The 21671-nt window shown below is 46.3% G+C and carries 20 protein-coding genes; 4 read left to right on the top strand and 16 right to left on the bottom strand.

Going from position 1 to position 21671, the window contains the following annotated elements; translation table 11 throughout:
* Positions 1–183 precede the first annotated feature (183 nt).
* The gene (clpP, locus tag RQP50_RS17275) at positions 184–765 is read left to right on the top strand and encodes an ATP-dependent Clp endopeptidase proteolytic subunit ClpP (protein ID WP_021252826.1); all 582 of its coding nucleotides are present in this window, start codon (positions 184–186) and stop codon (positions 763–765) included.
* Between the two features lie 106 nt (positions 766–871).
* Here the strand turns inward: clpP and RQP50_RS17270 are convergent, their stop codons facing one another.
* Positions 872–2038 carry a cytochrome P450 gene (locus tag RQP50_RS17270; protein WP_072730294.1) on the bottom strand — a complete coding sequence of 389 codons (1167 nt, stop codon included), beginning with the start codon at positions 2036–2038 and terminating at the stop codon, positions 872–874.
* A gap of 696 nt (positions 2039–2734) precedes the next feature.
* Here RQP50_RS17270 and RQP50_RS17265 point away from each other — a divergent pair.
* Positions 2735–5044, top strand: coding sequence for a helix-turn-helix domain-containing protein (locus tag RQP50_RS17265; RefSeq protein ID WP_315746182.1), 2310 nt, complete (start codon positions 2735–2737; stop codon positions 5042–5044).
* Between the two features lie 108 nt (positions 5045–5152).
* On the opposite strand, the gene RQP50_RS17260 is transcribed toward RQP50_RS17265, so the two are convergent.
* The 3 genes from RQP50_RS17260 to RQP50_RS17250 form a co-directional block, all read right to left on the bottom strand.
* Positions 5153–6760, bottom strand: a complete 1608-nt coding sequence (locus RQP50_RS17260; protein ID WP_072730296.1) for an extracellular solute-binding protein — start codon at positions 6758–6760, stop codon at positions 5153–5155.
* A gap of 216 nt (positions 6761–6976) precedes the next feature.
* A complete protein-coding gene (locus tag RQP50_RS17255) occupies positions 6977–7888 on the bottom strand; it encodes a carbohydrate ABC transporter permease (RefSeq protein ID WP_021258708.1) in 912 nt (303 codons plus the stop codon).
* Between the two features lie 18 nt (positions 7889–7906).
* Positions 7907–8863: an ABC transporter permease gene (locus RQP50_RS17250; protein WP_021252831.1), complete on the bottom strand. Its 957-nt coding sequence runs from the start codon at positions 8861–8863 to the stop codon at positions 7907–7909.
* Positions 8864–9320: 457 nt separating this feature from the next.
* Here RQP50_RS17250 and RQP50_RS17245 point away from each other — a divergent pair, with 457 nt between their 5' ends.
* Entirely contained in the window at positions 9321–10001 is a 681-nt protein-coding gene (locus tag RQP50_RS17245; RefSeq protein WP_072730297.1) for an alpha/beta fold hydrolase, read from the top strand.
* Between the two features lie 73 nt (positions 10002–10074).
* Here the strand turns inward: RQP50_RS17245 and RQP50_RS17240 are convergent, their stop codons facing one another.
* The 6 genes from RQP50_RS17240 to RQP50_RS17215 form a co-directional block, all read right to left on the bottom strand.
* Positions 10075–11121 (bottom strand): ABC transporter substrate-binding protein, encoded by a 1047-nt coding sequence (locus RQP50_RS17240; protein WP_072730298.1) that lies wholly within the window; start codon positions 11119–11121, stop codon positions 10075–10077.
* A gap of 94 nt (positions 11122–11215) precedes the next feature.
* On the bottom strand, positions 11216–12034 hold the full coding sequence (locus RQP50_RS17235; protein ID WP_315746181.1) for an ABC transporter permease: 819 nt from the start codon (positions 12032–12034) through the stop codon (positions 11216–11218).
* Positions 12031–12882 carry an ABC transporter permease gene (locus RQP50_RS17230; protein ID WP_021252835.1) on the bottom strand — a complete coding sequence of 284 codons (852 nt, stop codon included), beginning with the start codon at positions 12880–12882 and terminating at the stop codon, positions 12031–12033. The genes RQP50_RS17235 and RQP50_RS17230 overlap by 4 nt, the downstream gene beginning before the upstream one ends.
* Positions 12879–13850, bottom strand: coding sequence for an ABC transporter ATP-binding protein (locus RQP50_RS17225; RefSeq protein ID WP_028533457.1), 972 nt, complete (start codon positions 13848–13850; stop codon positions 12879–12881). The genes RQP50_RS17230 and RQP50_RS17225 overlap by 4 nt, the downstream gene beginning before the upstream one ends.
* Before the next feature lie 7 nt (positions 13851–13857).
* On the bottom strand, positions 13858–13998 hold the full coding sequence (locus tag RQP50_RS17220; RefSeq protein WP_175400538.1) for a hypothetical protein: 141 nt from the start codon (positions 13996–13998) through the stop codon (positions 13858–13860).
* Between the two features lie 454 nt (positions 13999–14452).
* Positions 14453–15223 (bottom strand): SIMPL domain-containing protein, encoded by a 771-nt coding sequence (locus RQP50_RS17215; protein ID WP_072730300.1) that lies wholly within the window; start codon positions 15221–15223, stop codon positions 14453–14455.
* 286 nt (positions 15224–15509) lie between these two features.
* Here RQP50_RS17215 and RQP50_RS17210 point away from each other — a divergent pair, with 286 nt between their 5' ends.
* On the top strand, positions 15510–16004 hold the full coding sequence (locus tag RQP50_RS17210; protein WP_072730301.1) for a hypothetical protein: 495 nt from the start codon (positions 15510–15512) through the stop codon (positions 16002–16004).
* A 205-nt stretch (positions 16005–16209) separates the two neighbouring features.
* On the opposite strand, the gene RQP50_RS17205 is transcribed toward RQP50_RS17210, so the two are convergent.
* The 6 genes from RQP50_RS17205 to trxB form a co-directional block, all read right to left on the bottom strand.
* On the bottom strand, positions 16210–16476 hold the full coding sequence (locus tag RQP50_RS17205; RefSeq protein ID WP_005545782.1) for an HPr family phosphocarrier protein: 267 nt from the start codon (positions 16474–16476) through the stop codon (positions 16210–16212).
* Positions 16477–16595: 119 nt separating this feature from the next.
* The gene (whiA, locus tag RQP50_RS17200; RefSeq protein ID WP_021252839.1) at positions 16596–17528 is read right to left on the bottom strand and encodes a DNA-binding protein WhiA; all 933 of its coding nucleotides are present in this window, start codon (positions 17526–17528) and stop codon (positions 16596–16598) included.
* Positions 17529–17534: 6 nt separating this feature from the next.
* A complete protein-coding gene (locus RQP50_RS17195; RefSeq protein WP_021252840.1) occupies positions 17535–18521 on the bottom strand; it encodes a gluconeogenesis factor YvcK family protein in 987 nt (328 codons plus the stop codon).
* 12 nt (positions 18522–18533) lie between these two features.
* Positions 18534–19430: an RNase adapter RapZ gene (gene rapZ, locus RQP50_RS17190; protein WP_021252841.1), complete on the bottom strand. Its 897-nt coding sequence runs from the start codon at positions 19428–19430 to the stop codon at positions 18534–18536.
* Positions 19431–19460: 30 nt separating this feature from the next.
* Complete coding sequence (locus RQP50_RS17185) at positions 19461–20411, bottom strand: ROK family glucokinase (RefSeq protein ID WP_021252842.1); 951 nt, start codon at positions 20409–20411, stop codon at positions 19461–19463.
* A gap of 288 nt (positions 20412–20699) precedes the next feature.
* Positions 20700–21665 (bottom strand): thioredoxin-disulfide reductase, encoded by a 966-nt coding sequence (gene trxB, locus RQP50_RS17180; RefSeq protein ID WP_072730302.1) that lies wholly within the window; start codon positions 21663–21665, stop codon positions 20700–20702.
* Positions 21666–21671: the final 6 nt, after the last annotated feature.

Raw genomic sequence — 21671 nt, 5'->3', positions numbered from 1 at the left:
TGGTACAGGATAAGAAGCTACGTTACGCATATATTTAGGTGAATAAGCACGGAAGTAACATCTTGAATTTTGCAGAAGCGAAACGATAGATGTTTTTTTCTCTACATAGTTTGACCATCTTTGACTTTTTGTTTCAAGTCCTTTATATTGAATGTGTAATGATATTAGTTAGGAGGGGTTATCTTGAGTTATGTACCCGTAGTTGTTGAACAGACGAATCGTGGCGAAAGATCCTATGATATTTACTCTCGATTGTTGAAGGATCGCATCATCTTCCTCGGAACAGAAGTGAACGATCTCGTGGCGAATTCGATTATCGCCCAGCTGTTGTTCTTGGCTGCAGATGACCCGGAGAAGGATATTCATTTGTACATCAATAGCCCAGGCGGTTCAATCTCAGCCGGCATGGCCATATACGATACAATGCAGCACATCAAGCCGGACGTATCTACGATTTGTGTGGGTTTGGCAGCTTCCATGGGAGCGTTCCTGCTTAATGCAGGTGCCAAGGGCAAGCGTTTCGCCCTGCCGAACAGCGAAATTATGATTCATCAGCCGCTTGGCGGAGCACAAGGGCAAGCGTCCGATATCGAGATTCGCGCACGCCGCATCTTGAAGATGCGCGACACGTTGAACAAAATTTTGGCGGATCGCACAGGTCAGCCACTTGAGCGCGTGGAGCGCGACACGGATCGCGACTACTTCATGTCTGCCCAAGAAGCGTATGAATACGGTCTGGTTGATAAGGTTCTTGGCAAAGAGTAAACAGTAAACGTGATACAGCCTCTCTCATGCGATCTATTTTGCATGTAGAGAGGCTGTTTTTTATTGCTTATTTCATCTGAAATGAATAACGAAAAGCTAGGTTTACTTAGGTAAGAATGATCGGCAAGGACTCGAAACCGAACATAAACTCGCTCTGGATGCGCTTCAACGGCTTGGAATGATCACATTGATAGTTCGGGAAACGATCGAGCATTGCATTCAACGCTATCCTCGCTTCCAGCCGTGCAAGTTGAGCCCCCAGGCAGAAGTGGATACCATGACCAAACGCTAAATGCGGGTTTGGCTGACGGCGAATATGGAAGAGTTCTGGCTGTTCGAACACAGACTCGTCATGATTCGCTGACCCGATCCACAACATGACGAACTGCCCTTCAGTTAACATCATGCCATCTACTTCCACATCCTTCTTCACACGGCGAAACATTAACTGTACCGGCGAGGTAAACCGCAGCACTTCTTCAATAGCGCCAGGCAGTAAAGAACGATCGGATCTAATATCGTCCCATGCGATGCGCTCACTGTCGAAACACGCTAGTGCAGAAGAGAGCAAATTCGTTGTCGTTTCATTGCCAGCCACAAGCAGCAAAATACAAAACCCAATGAGCTCAAAGGGGGACAACGGTTCTCCGTCTGACGTTGCATGCACAAGCCTAGTGATCAGATCATCCTGTGGATTACGGCGGCGTTCTTCTGCGATCGCCTCGAAATATACAGCCATCTCCTTCTGGCAATTGCTATTGCGGTCAATGTCACCACTCACTAATGCCTCCGACCATTCTCGAAACTGATCTCGATCATGTACCGGTATGCCGAGTATTTCTGCGATTACAATAATCGGGAGCGGAACTGCGAAGTCTTGAACTGCATCCATTCGTCCTTTGCTTTCCACCTTATCTAGAAGCTCATCCGCCAATGCTTCAATTCGTGGAATCATCTTTTCAATGGATCTAGGTGTGAAGGCTTGTGAGACTAATGTTCGAAGCTGGCTATGCTTCTGCGGATCGGTGCGGAGGATGCTGTATTCAATCGGCCGCTTGTCTTCGCTTCGCAATTCGGAAGAAAAATGGTTGTAATCAGCAAATATCCTCTTAATATGATCGTATCGGTACGCATGCCAGAACGTTCCCCCCAGCAGCTGAGGATTCTCTGAACGCAACAGAGAGCTCTCTGACCACAACAAAGGACTCTCTGACCGCATAGTTTTGTAATGAGATAATGGCAGCACTTCATGCTCTTGAATCCATTTCATCATTCAACCTCTCCCCTCCTTAACCATGCAACATAGCTTCAGTCACAACTCTTCCTCGATTTACAGGGATTCGAAATAATATCTTGCATTAAAACTAATATATGTAAATAATAACCTACATAGACCTAGGCCTGTATGCACTGAAACAACTTCGGGTCGACCTGTTAAACACCGAATTCAATTTATTTAGCTACAAAAAAAGGACCGCATCGCGCAAATGCCGATGCGGTCTATATATGTTCTAGGGGTAAACTGTAAACCATGAGAAAGATGAAACGGATCACCTTGTGCAACGGAAGACTCCGGTTGACCAAGGCCAGTAATCGCTGCCGGCAACCCTCCTTCGCAAGAACTCATCTGTCATTCGGTCCATTGTTAGAATACTAGAGTTACATTAAAGAAAACTGAACCGAACCTTAAAATAAGATAAAAAGCAATTCCCTCAATGGCTATACACCTACAATGTCCACTCTACAGAAATTGTTGTACACACTACGAAGTCATTCCATTTCCGATTGGAATCGTTTACAATATGAATATTGCCGCTTTTTTTCAATTTCTCGCTTTACAGATGAAGCGAAACGTATACAATAATTACAAATCATCAGCATCTTTTCTCTATTAAATTGTCTTCTTACTAATTGCCAGATTCACTTCATAGCAAGATTACATCAAGAGACTACTAGGAGGCTTGTCAGGATGAGTTGGAACTATTTTCGGTCGAAGCTGCTATTACAGTACATATGGTCGTATATATTGATTTTTCTCATCCCATTAGTGGTTCTCACGATCTTTATCTATCAAAATGCCGTAAACAATCTTCGTTCCGAAATTGAGCAATCGAACGTGAACCAGCTCAATCAGGTGAAGCTGAACATCGATTCTCGCATGACGGAGCTTCGAGACATTGCTTCTCGCATTGCTTATGATGAACAATTGACACCTTATATGATACGGCATCCCTATTACAGCCGCGATGCGATATCCGCGCTCGGCAAATATAAAGCGAACAGTTCCATTCTAGAAGAGCTATTCCTTTTCTACAGGAATAGCCACGCCATCTACTCGTCAAAAGGAATGACCAATGTAGATGTCCTCTTTGATCAATACTATCTATTCGAGGACTGGAGCAAGAAGGATATTATTAAGGAGCTGGAAACTGAGCTCTATCCTGTCGTGCGACCAGCGGAATCCGTTAACTTGAGCATGAATATTACCAAGTCCATGCTTGCGTATATGATCCCGATCACTCCTAACAGCTCGTCTCCACACGGAACCGTGCTGTTCCTGATGGAGGAATCGAAGCTAACGGGACTTATGGATACCATTCTGAATGGATTCAAAGGCAATACCTACATCTTCGACGAGAAGGGCCGTGTGCTTACCCAGAATAATCATGGAGAGCCTATCCCAAAAACTGAGATTCACTTGTTGTCAGAGCTCGGGCCCGGCATCCATAGCTTGAAGCTGGATAATATGCAGCAATCCATTGTTTCTGTTAAATCTTCCATGAATGGGTGGACCTATGTGACGGCTATGCCAAGCGAGCAATTTTTCGGGCGTGTGTTCCATATTCAGACCTTCTTCATGCTCGCATTCGCTGTAGTGGTCATCGCCGGCATTCTAGCAGCCATAATCCTGGCACGCAAGCAATACCATCCAATCCATGATCTTATGGAATTTGCCTTGTTGAATGAAGAAGCCTCTGCTGCACAGCCAGCACCTAAGAGACGCAATGAGTTGGAGTGGATTCGTAAAACTCTGCATGACTATAGTGCCCGCGTCGATATTCAAGAGCCATTTGCCCGAAATCAATTTCTGCTCATGCTGCTCAAGCATGGGAAGCTGGACAACCCAGAATCTGCACATATTATGGAGATGATCGGCATTGAACTGACAGGCAAGTACTATTTCATCATTGCAATCTCTTGGGATGAGTATCCTGGCGTCGCAGATGCATTGCAGCATCGTCAGCAGATCGTAGAGCTGTTCGAGGAAATTGAAATTCCAGAATACGGTGCACACGCATATGGCATTGAGCTGCCGCATTTTGATCAATTCGCCCTCATCGTCAGCATGAATGAGGACACAAGAATCTCCGTGGAGCACCAGATGGAACAAATCGTCGAAGCTCTTCGAACAACCGTGATGGAAAGCACGCACCTCATCCCATCCATTGGTGTTGGTAATGCCTATGAGGATGCAGCGCTCTTGAATCAGTCTTATATCGAGTCAGCTTCTGCGCTGGAGTATCGTATGGCGAACGGCAAGGGCAGCATTACTTATTTCAACAAGCTGTCCCATACGCCTAACGACACGTTCTGGATCGCTAAGGACTCCCTGCTTAAGCTTACACAAAGCTTGAAGCAGGGCAATGATACCGTTGCAATGCAAATGATTGAAGCGATATTCAACAAGCTGAAGGCAGAGCGCGTATCGATCTCTCTCCTTCGCTGTATTTGCTTCGATATTATGAATACCTTGCTGAAGACAGCGTCTGAGCTCGGCTTGAACGAGTTAATTCGTGATATTCCGAGCTTCACCTCCTTCGAGTCACTGGAGGAGCTTGAGAAGAAGCTTCAGCTCTTGGCCGCACATATCTGCGAACAAGTAGAGCGCAACTCGGAAAATGAACAGCTCTCTTTAATGGACAGCGTCATTGCGTACGTTGATCAACAGTATACCGACTACAGCTTGAGCTTGGAAGCGACCGCACAGAAGTTCTCTATCTCGTCCTCTTATCTCAGCCGTTCGTTCAAGGAGAAGACAGGCAGCAACTTCTCTCAATATATATGGCAGCGCCGCATGGATGAGGTCATTCGCCAGCTGCTGACGACTAGTGATCCGCTGAAGGACATCATCGTCAGGGTCGGATATTTGGATACACCGAACTTTATTCGCAAGTTCAAAAAAGAGACGGGATATACACCAGGCCAATACCGGAAGCTTCATGCTTCAAGCGAGCAAGCGAAAGCCGCCGCAGATGCGGACGATGAATCTATAAGCTAAGTGCATACGTACAAAGAAAACGAGCACCAAAGGCAGAATAGGAAGCCTAAGGTGCTCGTTTTCTTTCCGATTAGCTTATTTCACAATTTACGAGGTTACAACTAACGTTTACTTCCCTGAGTTCCATTGGTCATAGGCTTTTTGATAAACCTCAACGATTTTCTCAGCGCCCATCTTCTTCAATGTACCTATATACTTATCCCAATTCGCAAGCGGTTCTTGCCCTGTTACGAACTTCGCTTCCATTTGCTTCACGTAAGTGTCGAGGTCAGAGCGCAAGCTCGATACTTGCTGCTGATCAGCCTCGGACAAATATACGCTCGGGAATGGAACCTTCGCGATCGGATTGATTTTTTCCTCTGTTTCTTTCTTCAACCACTTCTCGAATTCGCCTTCGAATCCGCGCTTCACTTCTTCTGTCATGACTTTCGGGACGATCGTACCGTAGTCCGGCGTCAAAGTTGCACGATAGTCCTCACGATCCTTACCATCCGGTACCGGAAGTTGTTTCTTTGTATGGTCTTCCTTGTTTGCATACTCCCACAACGTGCCTTCCGGACCGTAGCTAAGCAATTCGGAGCCTTCTACCGAATAGAAGAAGTCTACCCATCGCATGGTTGCTTCTGGGTTTTTGTTCTTGTTCGTAATCGCGAATACGCCCTTCATCAAACCTGGATGCTTCGCTGCGACCGGTTCGCCCATCTCGCTTTTCACAGGAGCGTACATCGGGTCAGTCATGCTAGGCTCGCCACCCAATGTGAAGTAGGCATGGTAATCAGCGAACAATGCCACTTGATTATTTTTCCCTTTTGCTTTCTTTTGCTCATCCGTTTGGGAGAAGGTTTCATGATCTAACAATTCTTCGTTCCACAACTTGTTCAAGAACGTAAGATAGCCTTTGTATCCTTCCTCCATTGGAGAGTAGTGAACTTTCCCTGCTTTATCCGCATAGATGAATTCGCCATACATCCCCCAAGAGCCGAACAACCACATGCGAATGTCGTCAAGCTTAACGGAAACGAGCGGAATTTCATCTTTCTTGCCATTTCCGTTCGGATCTTCTTCTTTAACCCGTTTCAAGTATGTGTATAGTTCATCCGTTGTGGATGGTACTTTGTCCATGCCAAGCTTCTTCAAGAACTTGCCGTTATACCACAATGGACCACGATACCAGCCTGCATCCAAGTCAATGCTTGGCAAGGAATAAATATGTCCATCTGGCGTCGTAATCGACTTGCGAATATCTGGATTATCATTCAGGATTTTGTTCAAATTCGGTGCATACTTCTCAATAAGTCCTTCCAAAGGAATCAGTACCCCTTGGCTGCTTCCATAGTTGATTTCATCTGCAGACTGCAATTGGCCAGAGAAGAACACATCAGGATAATCGCCACTAGCAAATACAAGGTTGCGCTTTGTGTCAAAGCTGTCGAGAGGTGCATTTCGGTATTCAAACTTAATGCCAGTCTTCTCTTCCATTTGCTTTAATAAAGCCATATCCTTCCAGTTTTGAATCCCTACGTCTTGTCCCATCATCGTAAGTGTAATAGGTTCCTTAACGATCGGGAAGCCTTCTTGATTTAAGTTGCTAAGTGCTTCCTCGCTACCTTTGCTTCCCTCTGCGGCAGGCTTGTCTGACGATCCGCATCCTGCGAGCATTGTGAAGATCAAGGTCATAGACATCAACAATGCCCACGTTTTTTTCCATTTTTGCATGGCAATGATCCTCCCTTTTGATGATTATTATACTCTTTGTCCTGCTTCTATAATAAGCAAAGGCGAGCCTTCGTTTATTACCGTTCATAGATTCGACAATGACAACGTACATATCTTTCATGCTCACTAGACGAAATAGACGAGATTCGTTACTGATGAATTCTACTCTGGTTACAATCACAAGCGCATTCTAAAATTTGCAACAGTCTGTTCAAGCTATCCTTTGACCGATCCAATCATAACCCCTTGCACGAAGTAACGCTGCAAGAATGGGTATACTACGATAACCGGTAAAGTCGAAACAATAATGACCGAATATTTGACGAGCGATGCGATTTCTGCCTTGTTGTTTAGCGCAGCGGCAACCGAACTGCTTACCGCAGCACCAGTCGTTTCTGCCGACATTTCCTGCAGAACAAGAATTTGACGTAGGATCATTTGCAGTGGATATTTCGACTCTTCATTCAAATAAATGAGAGCGCCAAAGTAGCTGTTCCAATGTCCAACCCCATAGAATAATGCCATAACGGCTATGATCGGAGCTGACAACGGCAAAATAATCTGCAGGAATAACCGCATGTTCGTACAGCCGTCAATGCTTGCTGCTTCCTGAAGTTCTCTAGGTATCGTGGATTGGAAGAATGTCCGTGCCACTATGATGTTCCAGACCGATGCTGCACCCGGCAAAATTAACGCCCACATACTGTTGATTAGCCCCAATTCTTTAATCAACAGATATCCCGGAACTAATCCGCCACCGAAGAACATTGTGAACAGGAACATCCCCATAAAGAAATTACGTCCAATAAAGTCCGATCGGCTCAATGCGTATGCTGCCGGTAACGTTACGGCTAGGTTAACGCAAGTACCTACAACGGTATATAAAATGGTGTTCCCATAACCACTCCATATCTTTGAGTTCTCGAACACGCGTGCGTATCCGTCAAATGTGATTCCTTTTGGGAACAGCCACATTTCACCAGAGGCTACCATCTTGGGATCACTGATAGACGCGCTGAGAATATACAACACAGGATACAATACAAGAATCAAAGCTATCGTTAAATAAATATAGTTACATACGATAAAAATCTTGTCCGCTCTCGTTTCTTTCACAGTAGCAGCCATGTTCCATTCTCCTCCTTCCTACCACAAGCTTGTTTCGCTCGTGCGTCGCGCGATTTGGTTAACAACGATGAGCAAAATAGCATTAACGATCGAGTTAAATAAACCTATCGCCGTGGAGAAGCTGTACTGCGCATCTACTAGACCTGAACGATATACGAATGTCGATATGACATCAGAAGATTCCATGTTGAGTGGGTTTTGCAAGAGCAATATTTTCTCAAATCCGACACCGAGAATGCTGCCCATGTTCAAAATGAGCAAGATTGTAATCGTTGGAATAATTGCCGGAATGTTAATATGCCAGATACGTTGGAACCGGTTCGCGCCATCTACAACGGCCGCTTCATGGAGCTGTGGATCAACACCAGATAAGGCTGCCAAATAAATGATTGTCCCCCATCCCGTACCCTGCCACACACCAGACAAGACATACATTGTCTTAAACCATGCCGGATCCGTAAGGAAAGAGGCCGGTTCAAATCCGAAGAACTTAATGATATGAATGATGATACCAGTTGAAGGAGACAGGAACGTAATAATGATACCTGCCATGACGACAACGGAAATAAAGTGCGGTGCATAGGTTATCGTCTGTACCGTTCGCTTGAATATCCCATCCTTAACTTCATTAAAGGCAAGCGCCAATATAATTGGCAGCGGGAAGCCTATCGCCAGCTCATACAAGCTGATGCTCAGCGTATTCCACAGCAGATCCCAGAAGTAGTACGAGTTGAAGAAGCGCTCGAAGTGGTCGAATCCGACCCATGGGCTCCCCATAATCCCTTTCGCTGGGATGAAGTTTTTGAATGCAATTTGAATCCCGTACATCGGGCCGTAATGGAAAATGAGGAAGTACAAAAATGCAGGAGCAATAAATAAATACAACTCCCAATTCTGAAGCATCTTCTTCCACGTCGGTTTCTTCTTATTTGGAACCACGTTCATTGAAAGGGCACTCTGTCCATTTCCTTGCATCGTGTCCACTCCCTCCCTTCAAATGATGGCATGGTTGGCACAGTCACTTTCATTGATGAAACGATGAACTGTGCATGAAGCCATGCTAACGCTTTCATGAGAACATTTTAGGCATCCTTTACCAATATCGTAAATATGTCGATTCCGCATTGTCGTTAACATATCCTTTACAACCGCGCCACTGCGCGTTTTTTGATCACGCACCCTGCGTCGGTACTACCTCAATTGCAGGCGAAATTGGTACATTTTGATGTTACCGATCACACACCAAATGTTACACATTGTCAGGAAAAACATATCGAACAAGGCTGATTACAACGCTTAATGTTCAGCTTCCAACCCTTCCATCTATTGCTGAATTCTGTATCAGGATGTATGATAGTTCTATTATCATAGAACTAATGAATTTATAAACTTACATACATGGACACATGTATAAGAAAGGGGAAAGATTCAATTGTCTACTTATCTTCTTGTCCACGGAGCATGGGATGGCGGATTTGTATGGAGGGAAGTCGCATCCCTGCTTCGACAAGCTGGTCATGATGTGTACACACCCTCCCTCACTGGACTTGGAGAGCGAACACATCTAGCTCATCCAGACATTGATCTACATACCTTCATTCAGGATATTGTAGGGGTCTTTATTTATGAACAGCTCGAGGATGTTATTCTTGTTGGACACAGCTTCTCTGGAATGGTAATCACCGGGGTAGCTGAAATAGTACCTGATCGAATCAGGCAGCTGGTCTATGTTGATGCCATGGTTCCACGCCATGGAGAATCTGTGGCGACCCTCTCAGCTCCATACTTGGATAATCCCTATCCAAGTACTGCAGATGGCGACACACCGGCGTTTATTGCACCACCTAACTTAACAGATCCGCGTAAATCGCCAATGCCGACACGTTCGTATATGCAGGAGCTATCTATTACCAATGAGCGTGCCGCTGCCCTTCCTCGCATCTACATAGAACCGCTGGATCATCCTGATAGTTGGCCGATGGCTGCCTTTTTCCGCGCAATGGCCTTACGCGCCCGGGATGCCGGCTGGCGCCATATGAGTCTCGAGCAAGGAGGGCATTGGCTCATGAAGACTCAGCCCGAACCATTATCCAAGCTGCTCCTGAATCTGTAATCAACATAAAAATGCCCTTAATCCACATTAGGTGTGGATTAAGGGCATTTATTATTCAATCAATACTATGCGATTATCTTCCGCTCTTCAGTTCTGTCCACAAGCGATCATATAATTGAATATTTTTTCCAACATCACCGAGCCATTCTGTTCGACCCAGTTCTTCGTCAGTTAAGTTAATCATCTTGTTGTCCAGATACTCTTTGCTATGGTGCTCTTTTGCCTTCGTCACAGGATTGCTGTAACCGATAGCCTCATAGTTCTTCGCACTGTTCTCCGGATCAAGCATGAAGTTGATGAACTTCTCCGCTAATTCCTTATTCTTCGTACCCTTTGGAATCGCATAGTTGTCCGAGAAGATCGTGCTTCCTGTCTTCGGAATCATGAATGCAACATCTGGGTTCTCACCATGAATGACAGATGCATCGCCAGACCATACCGTACCGATCCAGCCTTCTTCCGCAATCATCTTCTGCTTGATGTTGTCCGTATCGAATGCAAGCACGTTCGGAACAAGCTTGCGCAGGTCATCAACAGCCGCGTTGATTTCCGCTTCATTTTGGGAACTGTTCGACTTGCCTGCCTTCTTCAGCGCCATACCTACGATCTCGCGGTTGTCATCCAGAAGAAGTACTTTACCCTTGTACTCATCCTTCCACAAATCCGCCCAATCGGTTGGAGCTTGCTTCACATATTTTGTGTTGTAGGCAATGCCTGTAACACCCCATGTATATACAATAGAGTACTTGTTGCCAGGATCAAATTCAGGGTTTTTGAAACGATCCGTGACGTATTGGAAATTCGGAATATGATTTAAATCAAGCGGCTCCAGCAAATCTTGCTTAATCATGCTAGCCACCATATAGTCGGACGGTTGAATTAAATCATAATTCGCGCCGCCGGCTTTCAACTTCGCCAGCAGTTCCTCGTTGTTGGCAAAAATCGCATAGTTAACTTTTACGTTATTCTCCGATTCGAATTTCTTGATCATATCCATATCGAAGTTATCTGCCCAGCTGTACAAATTCAATGTTTGCTCCGGCTTAGAAGAGCAGCCTGCCAGTGCAGTAAGTGCCAACATCCCGGCCAATACGACCGCGAACCATTTCTTTTTGTTCAATTCTTGTTACCCCTCTCTGATCCTGCAACAGATCCTTAGAATGTAATAATTATTATGATTCAAATTCACTTGCTCACATCGGGTGAACAGTGAATTAGAACGGCAGCATAGAGCTTTTCTTCTCTCCGTTACCGCGGTTCAACAACCATTGCGCCAGTACGATCAGCACAACGCTCAAGATAATCATTAGCGTACACAAGGCGTTGATCTCTGGAGAGATCCCCCGTTTTACCAATCCATAAATGTAAATCGGCAATGTTGTCGAGTTCGGTCCGGCAACAAAGAAGCTGATCATAAAGTCATCAATCGACAGTGTAAAAGCCATGATCGCTCCGGCAAGCACGCCTGGCCATATCGAAGGCAGCGTAACGTAGCGGAATGTCTGCCATGGTGTAGCACCAAGGTCAGATGCCGCTTCTTCAAGCTGCTTACCCATGTTGGCAAGCCTAGAAGCAACAATCACATACACGTATGAAATACTGAACGTGATATGTGCAATAATAACCGTCATTTTGCCCAGATCAATCTTAAACTGGCTGAACAGCACCAGTAGGGACAAGCCCATAATGATATCCGGTACAATAATCGGCAAGTACAACAATCCGATTACGCCTTGCTTGCGCTTGGCAGTCATTCGGCGAAGTGCAATTGCGGCTATCGTGCCGAGTACAGTCGAGATGACTGTAGATATCAATGCGATCGACAAGCTGTTGCTGAGTGCTTCCATTACTTGTCGGTTGTCGAATAGTGAACTGTACCATTTGAACGTGAAACCGCTCCAATTCGAATTAATCCGCGAATTGTTGAACGAGTACGCGATAATCAAAAATACAGGTATATAAATAAATAGAATTAACAGTATCGAATGGATCGCAAGAAGCGGACTCTGATTCTTTTTGGTTGCTGCCTTCATGCCCCCGCCTCCTTCGATGCATCATATTTGGAGCGGAGTGCTCGGTTGAACAGCCCAATAATAATTAGGGAACTGATCACGAACACGACTGACAGCGCGGAACCGAATGGCCAGTCACGCGCACCTAGGAACTGATTCTGTATAATATTGCTGAGCATTTGCGCCTTAGCACCGCCCAGAATGTCTGTAACAACGAACATCCCCGCTGTTGTCACGAAGACAAGCACACTGCCTGTCATCATGCCAGACTTCGTCTGCGGCAGCGTAATATGCCAGAACGACTTCCATTTCGTAGCACCCAAATCACTGGATGCCTCAAGCAATCGCTTGTCCATTTGCTCCAAAGAAACATAAATCGGAAGCACCATATACGGAATGAACGTATAGACCATTCCAAGCAGTACTGCTCCCTTGGTATAGAGCATTTGCAGAGGCTCCGCGATCAATCCCAGATCAAGGAGCGTCTGATTAACGACCCCTTGCGTACGAAGCAAGAGTACCCATGCGTATGTCCGAATCAGGAAGTTAATCCAGAACGGAACCGTAATGAGAATGAGCAGCAGCTTCTGCTTCGCCGGGCTCGTCGTCGAGATATAATATGCAAGCGGATAGCTGAACAACAAGCAAATTGCCGTTGTTAACACGGATAGCCACAGCGTATCCCAATAAATACCCAAGTATAAGGGATCGAAAAATCGTTCATAATTGTTCAGCGTAAACGAAAAGACGATATTGCCGAGCTCGTCGCGCTGCATGAAGGATACAGCGATGACCGCGATCATCGGCACGACAAGGAATATCGTCAGCCACAATACGACCGGCGCAATGATGCCAAATGAGCGTTTCATGAGCCGATCATCACCTCATCTTGCTTACTCCAGCTTACTCCAATATGCTGGCCAATCTCCCACGTCCGCTCGTCCTTGAAGTCAAGCACAACCGATACGTTCGTTTGGTCGTTATCCAAGTGCACGATCAGCTTGTGAATGTTCCCCAAATAAACGATATCCTGAATAATTCCAGTACGAGGCGCACCTTCCACATCCGCTGTCACATGAATTTTCTCTGGACGTACGGTGAAGAGGTTCTCTTCATGGAATACGTTGTTCTCCCCTACAAACGTAGCTGCAAACAACGTCTCCGGGCGTTCGTAAATATTTTTAGGAGAGTCGATCTGTTCGACACGTCCGTTATTCATAATCACGATTCGATCCGACATCATCATCGCTTCTTCTTGATCATGGGTTACATATACGAATGTAATGCCCAAGCTCCGCTGCAATTGCTTCAGTTCAGCCTGCAGATTTTTGCGCAGCTGCAAATCAAGTGCACCAAGCGGCTCGTCCAACAGCAGCACCTTCGGCTTGTTAGCAATTGCCCGTGCAATCGCAACACGCTGCTGCTGTCCACCAGACAATTGATGCGGATAACGCTTAGCAAGTGCTGTTAGCTGCGTCAAGCGAATGGCTTCATCAATACGCTTGCGCTGTTCAGCTTGCGGAATTTTCTTCATCTTTAGGCCGAATTGAATATTTTGCTCGACCGTCATATGAGGGAACAACGCGTAATGTTGAAATACAAGATTCAAATTCCGCTTGTTCGGAGGTAAGTTCGTAACATCTTCTCCATCTAGGCGGATATGGCCAGATGAAGGCTGTTCAAAGCCAGCAATCATGCGTAAAATGGTTGTCTTCCCACAACCACTCGGACCGAGCAGCGTCAAAAATTCCCCTTCGCCAATCGTAAGCGACAGAGGATGCACAACGGGTTGCCCGGCAAAATGCTTCTCCACATTTACCAGTTCAATCATTAGCATCAACCCCTTACATCGTCAGTCTGCCAATTGGAGCAGCTGTTCCTGCATGCAGCATGCCATCGCAATGGCAAGCTAACACGCTCTGCAGCACCACCCCAAATGGGATGAACAAGAATGCGCGCAGTGTATAGGATACGTTCTTATTCATTAAGCAAAAAAAGCCATATCCATTGGTATGGCTTCTACGTCCCGTTCACGTTGGCGTTTTTGCATATCCAATATACATCGTTTTGTCTGACGATACAACTTATTTTAACGTAATTTCGACAAAAACATACATTTCTTTTCAACGGTTCGACCTATTTCCAATAGCGATCAGGCCATGAGGCACTTATTTACATTCGAACTATCGGAGAATACGATAATATTCAATTCCCCTGTTACATTCTAGGGCTTTGTTCCCTAAAATACAACCCCTAATCCAAGATGGCTTCCATACAAAAAGGCACTATGTCATTTCTGACACGAGTGCCCCTTGATACAGCGCCATTTCTGATGTACTCTTACCCGCCTAATTGGGAATATTTCATTGATTTAACAGAAGGCTTTCACCCAAGCCGACGCTGTTACTGCACGCTTCATTTCAGTTGTTTCTGCGTTCTTTATTTCAATTGATATTGAATTTGCACCTGTGCATTCAACTTAATAAGTCCGCCCTGCACAGAAGTTGAAGCCACATCCTTTTTCATATCCGACGGGCTTGCTGCTGCGTCGTACATCACGCGTATCGGGGACCAGTCCGCCCCAGACTCTGTAATCGTAAGTGCGACACCTGCTTCACGGCCTGCCGCTTTCGCGAGTGTGGATGCCTTCTTCGCTGCATGCTGCACTGCCTTCTCCAGCACCTGTGCCTCATAGTCAGCGCGCTTCTCCGTATCGAATTGAATACGGACTACTCGGTTCACACCTGCATCAGTAGCAGCATCAACTAAGCTCCCTAGTCGATTCAAATCACGATACGTCACACGCACAGCATGCTGTGCTTGATAGCCTATGATTTGAGGCTCTTTATTTTCCACGTATTTATATTCAGGATTAACCGAGAAATTGACCGTCTTCAGATCCTTTTCCTGAACACCATATTTCGAAGTAAGCACCTGTTTCACTTTTTCGAACAACACTGCATTTTGCTTTTGTGCTTCAGCCGCTGTTTTCCCACGTGTATCTATTGCAAGCTCCGCATAAGCCACATCAGGCGTTACTTCCAATTCTCCCATGCCTGACACGTTCACCGTATCCTTCACGCTGAATTCTGCCGCTGCTGCATGCACAGGCACCGGTGCCGCAACTCCTGTCCCCACAAGCAGCGCTCCTGTAAGCATGACCGCCATCGTCATTCGACGCCATGTCATTCTTCCTGTCAATTGCGTCATAATCCATTCCTCCATCACGTTATAGATTGTAAGATTGACTTGCTTCTTGTCTTCTAAACGTTAATAAGATAAATATTGTTGCAAGTCCGGTCATAACTTTAGATGTATTTTCTGCAGTTATTGAATCGGTACAAATGTAACTCTGCAGATTCATTTTTATAATCATTAATCTACAGTTTTATACAATTTTTGTCATTTTATGCTTATTTCGACCTGTCGATCGGTGAAAAACCATGATATGGTAGAGCTGTAATTTCCATTAAAAGACGTCTGAGGAGGAATACATGTGATTCGTAACAAAGGAAAATACGCTTTGCTTGTTGCTCTTGCATTGAGCATGCTTGCTCCTGCATCATTATCGGCCAAATCTGCTGATGAATTGATGATCGAACAGAAGTACGGACCAGAAACGGGGTATTCAAATGTATACCAAAAGCAAGACATTCTTAAGGCATTAACCGCTGTATACGAATGGTCAGCTGATTTCTCCACGACAACCCAACAACAAATTAAGAAAGACATCGTAGTTCCTAGCGACACTCTCCGCACTACACTCCAGTTGAACGTTAGCTCTGAGAAAAATACCGGCAGTAATGAAAAATTCAAGGTCGAATTAGAGATGTACTACCCTTGGGCAGGTTATTTGATCGAAGAATCACGCGAACTTAGTGTAGGTTATCAAAATGCACCTGTATACTTCTATAAGCTCAAGCCAGGCAATACATATCGTCTGCGCATCAATGGGAATGTTAAAGGATCCGTTGACGTCTATAGAGAATAGGCTTCGACAATCAATCGTAACAACCGCACTACAAATACAGCCTGATCTCCTTCAAGAGATCAGGCTGTATCACACTTCATACCGTTCATCTGATGCACCATTCAACAAGCTTACCATAATAAAAAAAGAGCCATTATGGCTCTTCTCTTGATCACAGTCGCAGCTCGCTGCCCCCACTATGATTGAACACGATGTCAGCTACAGATTAGCTGTCCAATTCTTCCTTGCTCACAAGCCCGACTAAAGCGCTTACAGCCTGATCGGCGTCCGCGCCGTCCGCAGTAATGGTAATTGACGTGCCGGTGCTGATTGCGAGACTCATAATACCCATGATGCTCTTAGCATTCACTTTCTTATCTTCTTTTTCAACGAAGATATCCGAAGAATATTTATTCGCTTCTTGAACGAACAAGGCCGCAGGTCTTGCGTGCAGTCCAGTCTTCAAACGTACGACAATTGGTTGTTGAGCCATGCGAATCATACCCCCTATATTCCATGTAGTTTACATTACACAAATTTACGCTAATTTGCTCTATTTCATCACATATTAGCATTATAAACGATTTTAAGCGAGGAATAAAGTTTATCTCGCTATCCGTTGCGCATTCGCTCAGCCAGCTCGTCTATCTTGCGCAGTCGATGATTGACACCGGATTTACTAACCTTACCGCCCAGAAGCTCTCCCACTTCCTTCAGATTAATATCCGGGTGTGCCAATCTGACCTCGGCAACTTCTCTCAGCTTATCTGGGAGTTTATCTAATCCAAGATGCCTATCCAGATAACGGATATTTTCGATTTGGCGCACAGCCGCACCAATCGTCTTATTCAAGTTAGCCGTTTCACAATTGACGATTCGGTTCACGGAGTTGCGCATATCCCGCATAATACGGACATCCTCGAACTTGAACAGCGCCTGGTGAGCACCGATGATATTGAGGAACTCAATAATTTTCTCGCCCTCTTTGATGTACAGGACGAAGCCCTTCTTGCGCTCAATGAATCGTGCATTCAACTGGAACTCATTCGCCAGATCAACTAATGCGCGGCAATGTTCCTCGTACATCGAGGATATCTCCAAGTGATAGGAAGATCCCTCTGGATTATTCACCGATCCTCCTGCCATGAACGCTCCTCGCAAATATGCGCGTTTGCAGCAGTTATTTTCAACAATCTGCGTGTCAATGCCGTCCGTGAACAAGAACCCTTCCGATACAATGTGCAGGTCACGCAAAATCTCCTGCACACGCGTCGGAATACGTACAATGTACACATTATTTTTCTTCAAGCGCATCTTCTTGCGTACAAGCAGCTCCGTATGCACTTGAAAATACGTTTTAACAAGCGTATAAATGCGGCGTGCGATCGCTGCATTCTCTGTAGAAATGTCCAATATTACCTTGCGGTTGGACGAGAGCTGCACAGAACCGTTCATGCGCATTAGCGCAGACAGTTCCGCCTTCTCACAGCACGACTCGGATTCGATCATGGTTAATTCTTTTTTTGTCTGTGCTGCAAAAGACATAGCGGCTCACCTCTTTCGTAACATCCAATTTTCCACAAGCTGATAAATATGATGACTAAGCTTATCCGCGTCATGACGCAAATAGGTGCGGAACAGCACTAAGGAATCCGCGATTACCTGATATCCACGCTTCGTCACTTCTTCCATATCCAAATGGACAGCCTTCGCCCCCTGTTCGGCATATTTATCCTGAACTTGCGGCGGAATCTCCCCATTATTCACGATAACATAATCGAACAATTGAGTGCCGACATGAAGCTGAACAGCTTCCAAATGATCACTCACGGAATAGTTATCCGTTTCCCCCGGCTGAGTCATCACATTACATACAAAAATCTTTACCGCATTTGATTCCAATACTGCCTGTGCCAGCTTCGGTACGAGCAAGGTAGGAATAATGCTCGTATACAGGCTTCCTGGTCCAATCAGGATGGCATCCGCCTGACGGAGCGCCTCAACTGCCTCAGGCAACGCCTCCACCTGTTCCGGTTCTAAGAACACACGCTTAATGCGCTGGCCGGCTTGCGGGATTGATGATTCGCCAGACACAATAGACCCGTCTTCCATCTCGGCCTTCAGGACAACTGCTTGATTGGCTGCAGGCAGTACCCGGCCCCGAACCGCAAGTACGCGGCTCAGCTCCCGAATGCCTGCAACGAAATCGCCGGTGATATCCGTCATCGCCGCCAATAGCAAATTACCCAGGCTATGTCCTGCAAGTCCAGATCCACTCTTGAAGCGATACTTCAACATTTCCGACAGCGATGGCTCCACATCAGCCAACGCTGTCAATACATTGCGTATATCTCCTGGCGGGGGCATCTGCAGCTCGCTGCGCAATATACCAGAGCTGCCTCCATCATCCGCCACAGTAACGATTGCGGTAATATCGAGCGGCTTCTCCTTCAACCCTCGAAGCATGACCGACAGCCCTGTGCCGCCGCCCATAACTACGATACGTGGGTTTACGCGCTCTTCTTTTTCACATGCCATAACGACCCTCCACTAATGCCGATCTCTCTCAGCATCACGGTGACTGACACGGACAACCTCCGTATCACTCGCTCCGATTGTACGACCTAAATATTCTGCAATGGCCACTGATCGGTGCTTGCCGCCTGTGCATCCGATGCCGATGATAACCTGACCTTTCCCTTCCTTGCGATACTGCGGCATAAGGAAATTCAGCAAATCAAGCAGTTTAGCAAGGAAAGCCTGTGTTTCTGGCCATTTCATGACATAATCATATACTTCAATATCCTGTCCAGTTCTCGGGCGCAATTGCTCCACATAATGCGGATTCGGCAAAAAACGTACGTCAAAAATGAGATCCGCATCAATCGGCACCCCATATTTGAAACCGAACGAAGTCACATTCACCGACATCATATTCTGATCCGCGTGCGTGAATCGTGCCGCAATTCGTTCCTTCAACTGTACAGGCTTCAAATTGCTCGTATCAATAACCTGTGTCGCCCAACCCTTCAAATCTTCCAGCAGTGTGCGTTCCTGCTTAATTCCTTCAAGCGGCATGCCGCCTGGATTGAGAGGATGACGACGACGGCTCTCCTTATAACGCTGCACGAGAACAGCATCCGTTGCATCCAAGAACAATATTTCACAATTAATGGTAAAGTGATCCCGAATATAATTAATGGATTCTGATAAGGCCGTGAAAAATTCTCTGCCGCGCAAGTCAATGACAAGCGCTACCTTGCCAATCTTACCCTTGGACTGCTCGATGAGTTCAGCAAACTTCGGTATAAGTACTGGCGGCAAATTGTCCACGCAGAAAAAACCGAGATCCTCCAAGCTCTGTACAGCTATTGTCTTCCCTGCACCAGACATCCCCGTAATGATAACCAGCTTCGCAAGAGCTGTCATCTCTGTCGATTCCATCATCGTTCGTCCTCTCCTTCTTACAAGATTCGGCTACGAACGCAAGAACAAGCCTGCCGCACCAATCATACCCGCATCATTGCCTAGCTCTGCTGGAACGATGGATACGCCGCGCGTAACCGGGTCAGGTGTTAATTTCATGAATGTTTCACGAATTTGCTCGAACAGGAACTCGCCTGCCTTCGATACGCCTCCGCCAATAATGAACCGCTCTGGATTCAGTGTCACTGCTACAGCAGCCATCGCCTTGCCTAAATAATAAGCTGCACGGGATACGATGCGCACTGCGACCTCATCTCCCGCCTTCGCCGCATCGAATACATCCTTTGCTGTAATGCTCTCTACCAAGGATAAGGAAGTGCGATCTCCGCGTTCAACTGCATCATTGGCCATTCGAATAATACCTGTTGCCGAAGATACTGTCTCCAAGCACCCCATCTTGCCGCAGCCACATTGGATCGCTTCCAGATCAGGGATTACCGCCATATGGCCAAGCTCTCCTGCTAGACCTGAGAATCCTTGTACAATTCTACCGTTAATAATAATGCCTCCGCCGACACCCGTTCCGAGCGTGTAGCAAACACAATGGTCAATGCCCTTGCCTGCGCCGCTCCACACCTCGCCAAGTGCGGCAACATTTGCATCATTGTCAATCTTAACTGGCTTGCCTAGACGTTCTTCTAATATGGAACGGATCGGCACATCCTTGAATCCTACGTTGGGCGCCAAGATGATAACGCCTTCCTTTACATTCGTAAATCCTGCGACTCCTGCACCGACGCCAGCCACCTGGCTCCAATCGTAAGGAGATTGTTCCACAATGAGACGAACATATTTTTCGATATTATCCATGACAGTATCCGGACCCTTAGCTACTTCAGTTGGTCCCTCAAATGTATGCAGAAGCTTGCCTTCCGCATCACAAATTCCAACTTTAATGGCCGTACCGCCCAAATCGACACCCACGTAGATCTGCTCAGACATGCGTCATCCACCTTTTATATACGTAATCGAATTATGGTACTTTCAGTACCCACTATACGCGAACCCACTAGTCAGGTCAAGAGAACGGAGCCCCTAGCCAAGCGTTGCCAAGCCGCGCCAGAAGCGCGTATAAGCCCTCCCTGCGGCCTAATTTTCGGCCATACGTTCCAGTCCGTTCGACACGCTCGCCACTCCCACTTTTCCCGCTCGACCACCTGACCTAATCGTACGAAAATAAAGAGGGAGCCTACTGGCTCCCAACTTTCGAAAAGTGAGTTCTTTTTCACCTTATTGATTCAAAGACTGGCTCCAGTCCTGCGTAATATGTCCTTCCAAGAACTTCTCGCAGTCCAGAGCTGCTTGGCAGCCAGAACCGGCTGCTGTGATCGCCTGACGATACTTCGTATCATGCACGTCACCTGCAGCAAATACGCCTGGTACACTCGTTTCCGTAGAACCTGGCTTCACAATTACATAGCCATGATCGTCCAGTTCAATGTGACCTTTCAAGAAATCTGTGTTTGGCTTGTGGCCGATAGCAACGAACAAACCGTCCGTTTCCAGAATTTCTTCCTCGCCTGTCTCATTGTTTTTCACCTTGAGACCTGTAACACCCATGCCTGTAGATACGACCTCAATTGGAGTACGATTCAAGCCCCATTTGATCTTCTCATTATTTTTCGCGCGATCCTGCATAATCTTCGATGCGCGAAGCTCATCACGACGATGAACGAGTGTCAACTCGGAAGCGAAGCGAGTCAGGAAGTTAGCTTCCTCCATCGCAGAGTCGCCACCGCCGACAACGATGATTTTCTTCCCACGGAAGAAGAATCCGTCGCACGTCGCGCAAGCGCTGACCCCTTTACCCAAGTTCTCTTGCTCACCAGGAATATCCATATATTTCGCAGAAGCGCCTGTTGCTACAATTAACGTTTCTGTGACAATCTCGCCTACACCTTCAACTTGAAGCTTAAATGGGCGGCTAGATACATCAACACTGTTTACCCAGCCTGTCTTGAACTCTGTGCCGAAGCGCTCAGCTTGCTTACGCATATTGTCCATCAATTCAGGACCCTGGATGCCTTCTGGGAACCCAGGGAAGTTCTCAACGTCTGTAGTCGTCGTCAACTGTCCACCTGGTTGAGGTCCCTCGATCACAAGCGGGTTCAAGTTGGCGCGAGCCAAGTAAATCGCTGCTGTATAACCAGCAGGTCCTGTGCCGATAACAACTGATTTATATACTTTGTTCTCCATGGGGTT

It is taken from the genome of Paenibacillus suaedae (genome assembly GCF_032337355.1).
GTDB lineage: Bacteria > Bacillota > Bacilli > Paenibacillales > Paenibacillaceae > Paenibacillus_B > Paenibacillus_B suaedae.
This window is presented reverse-complemented; position numbering and strand designations above follow the sequence as displayed.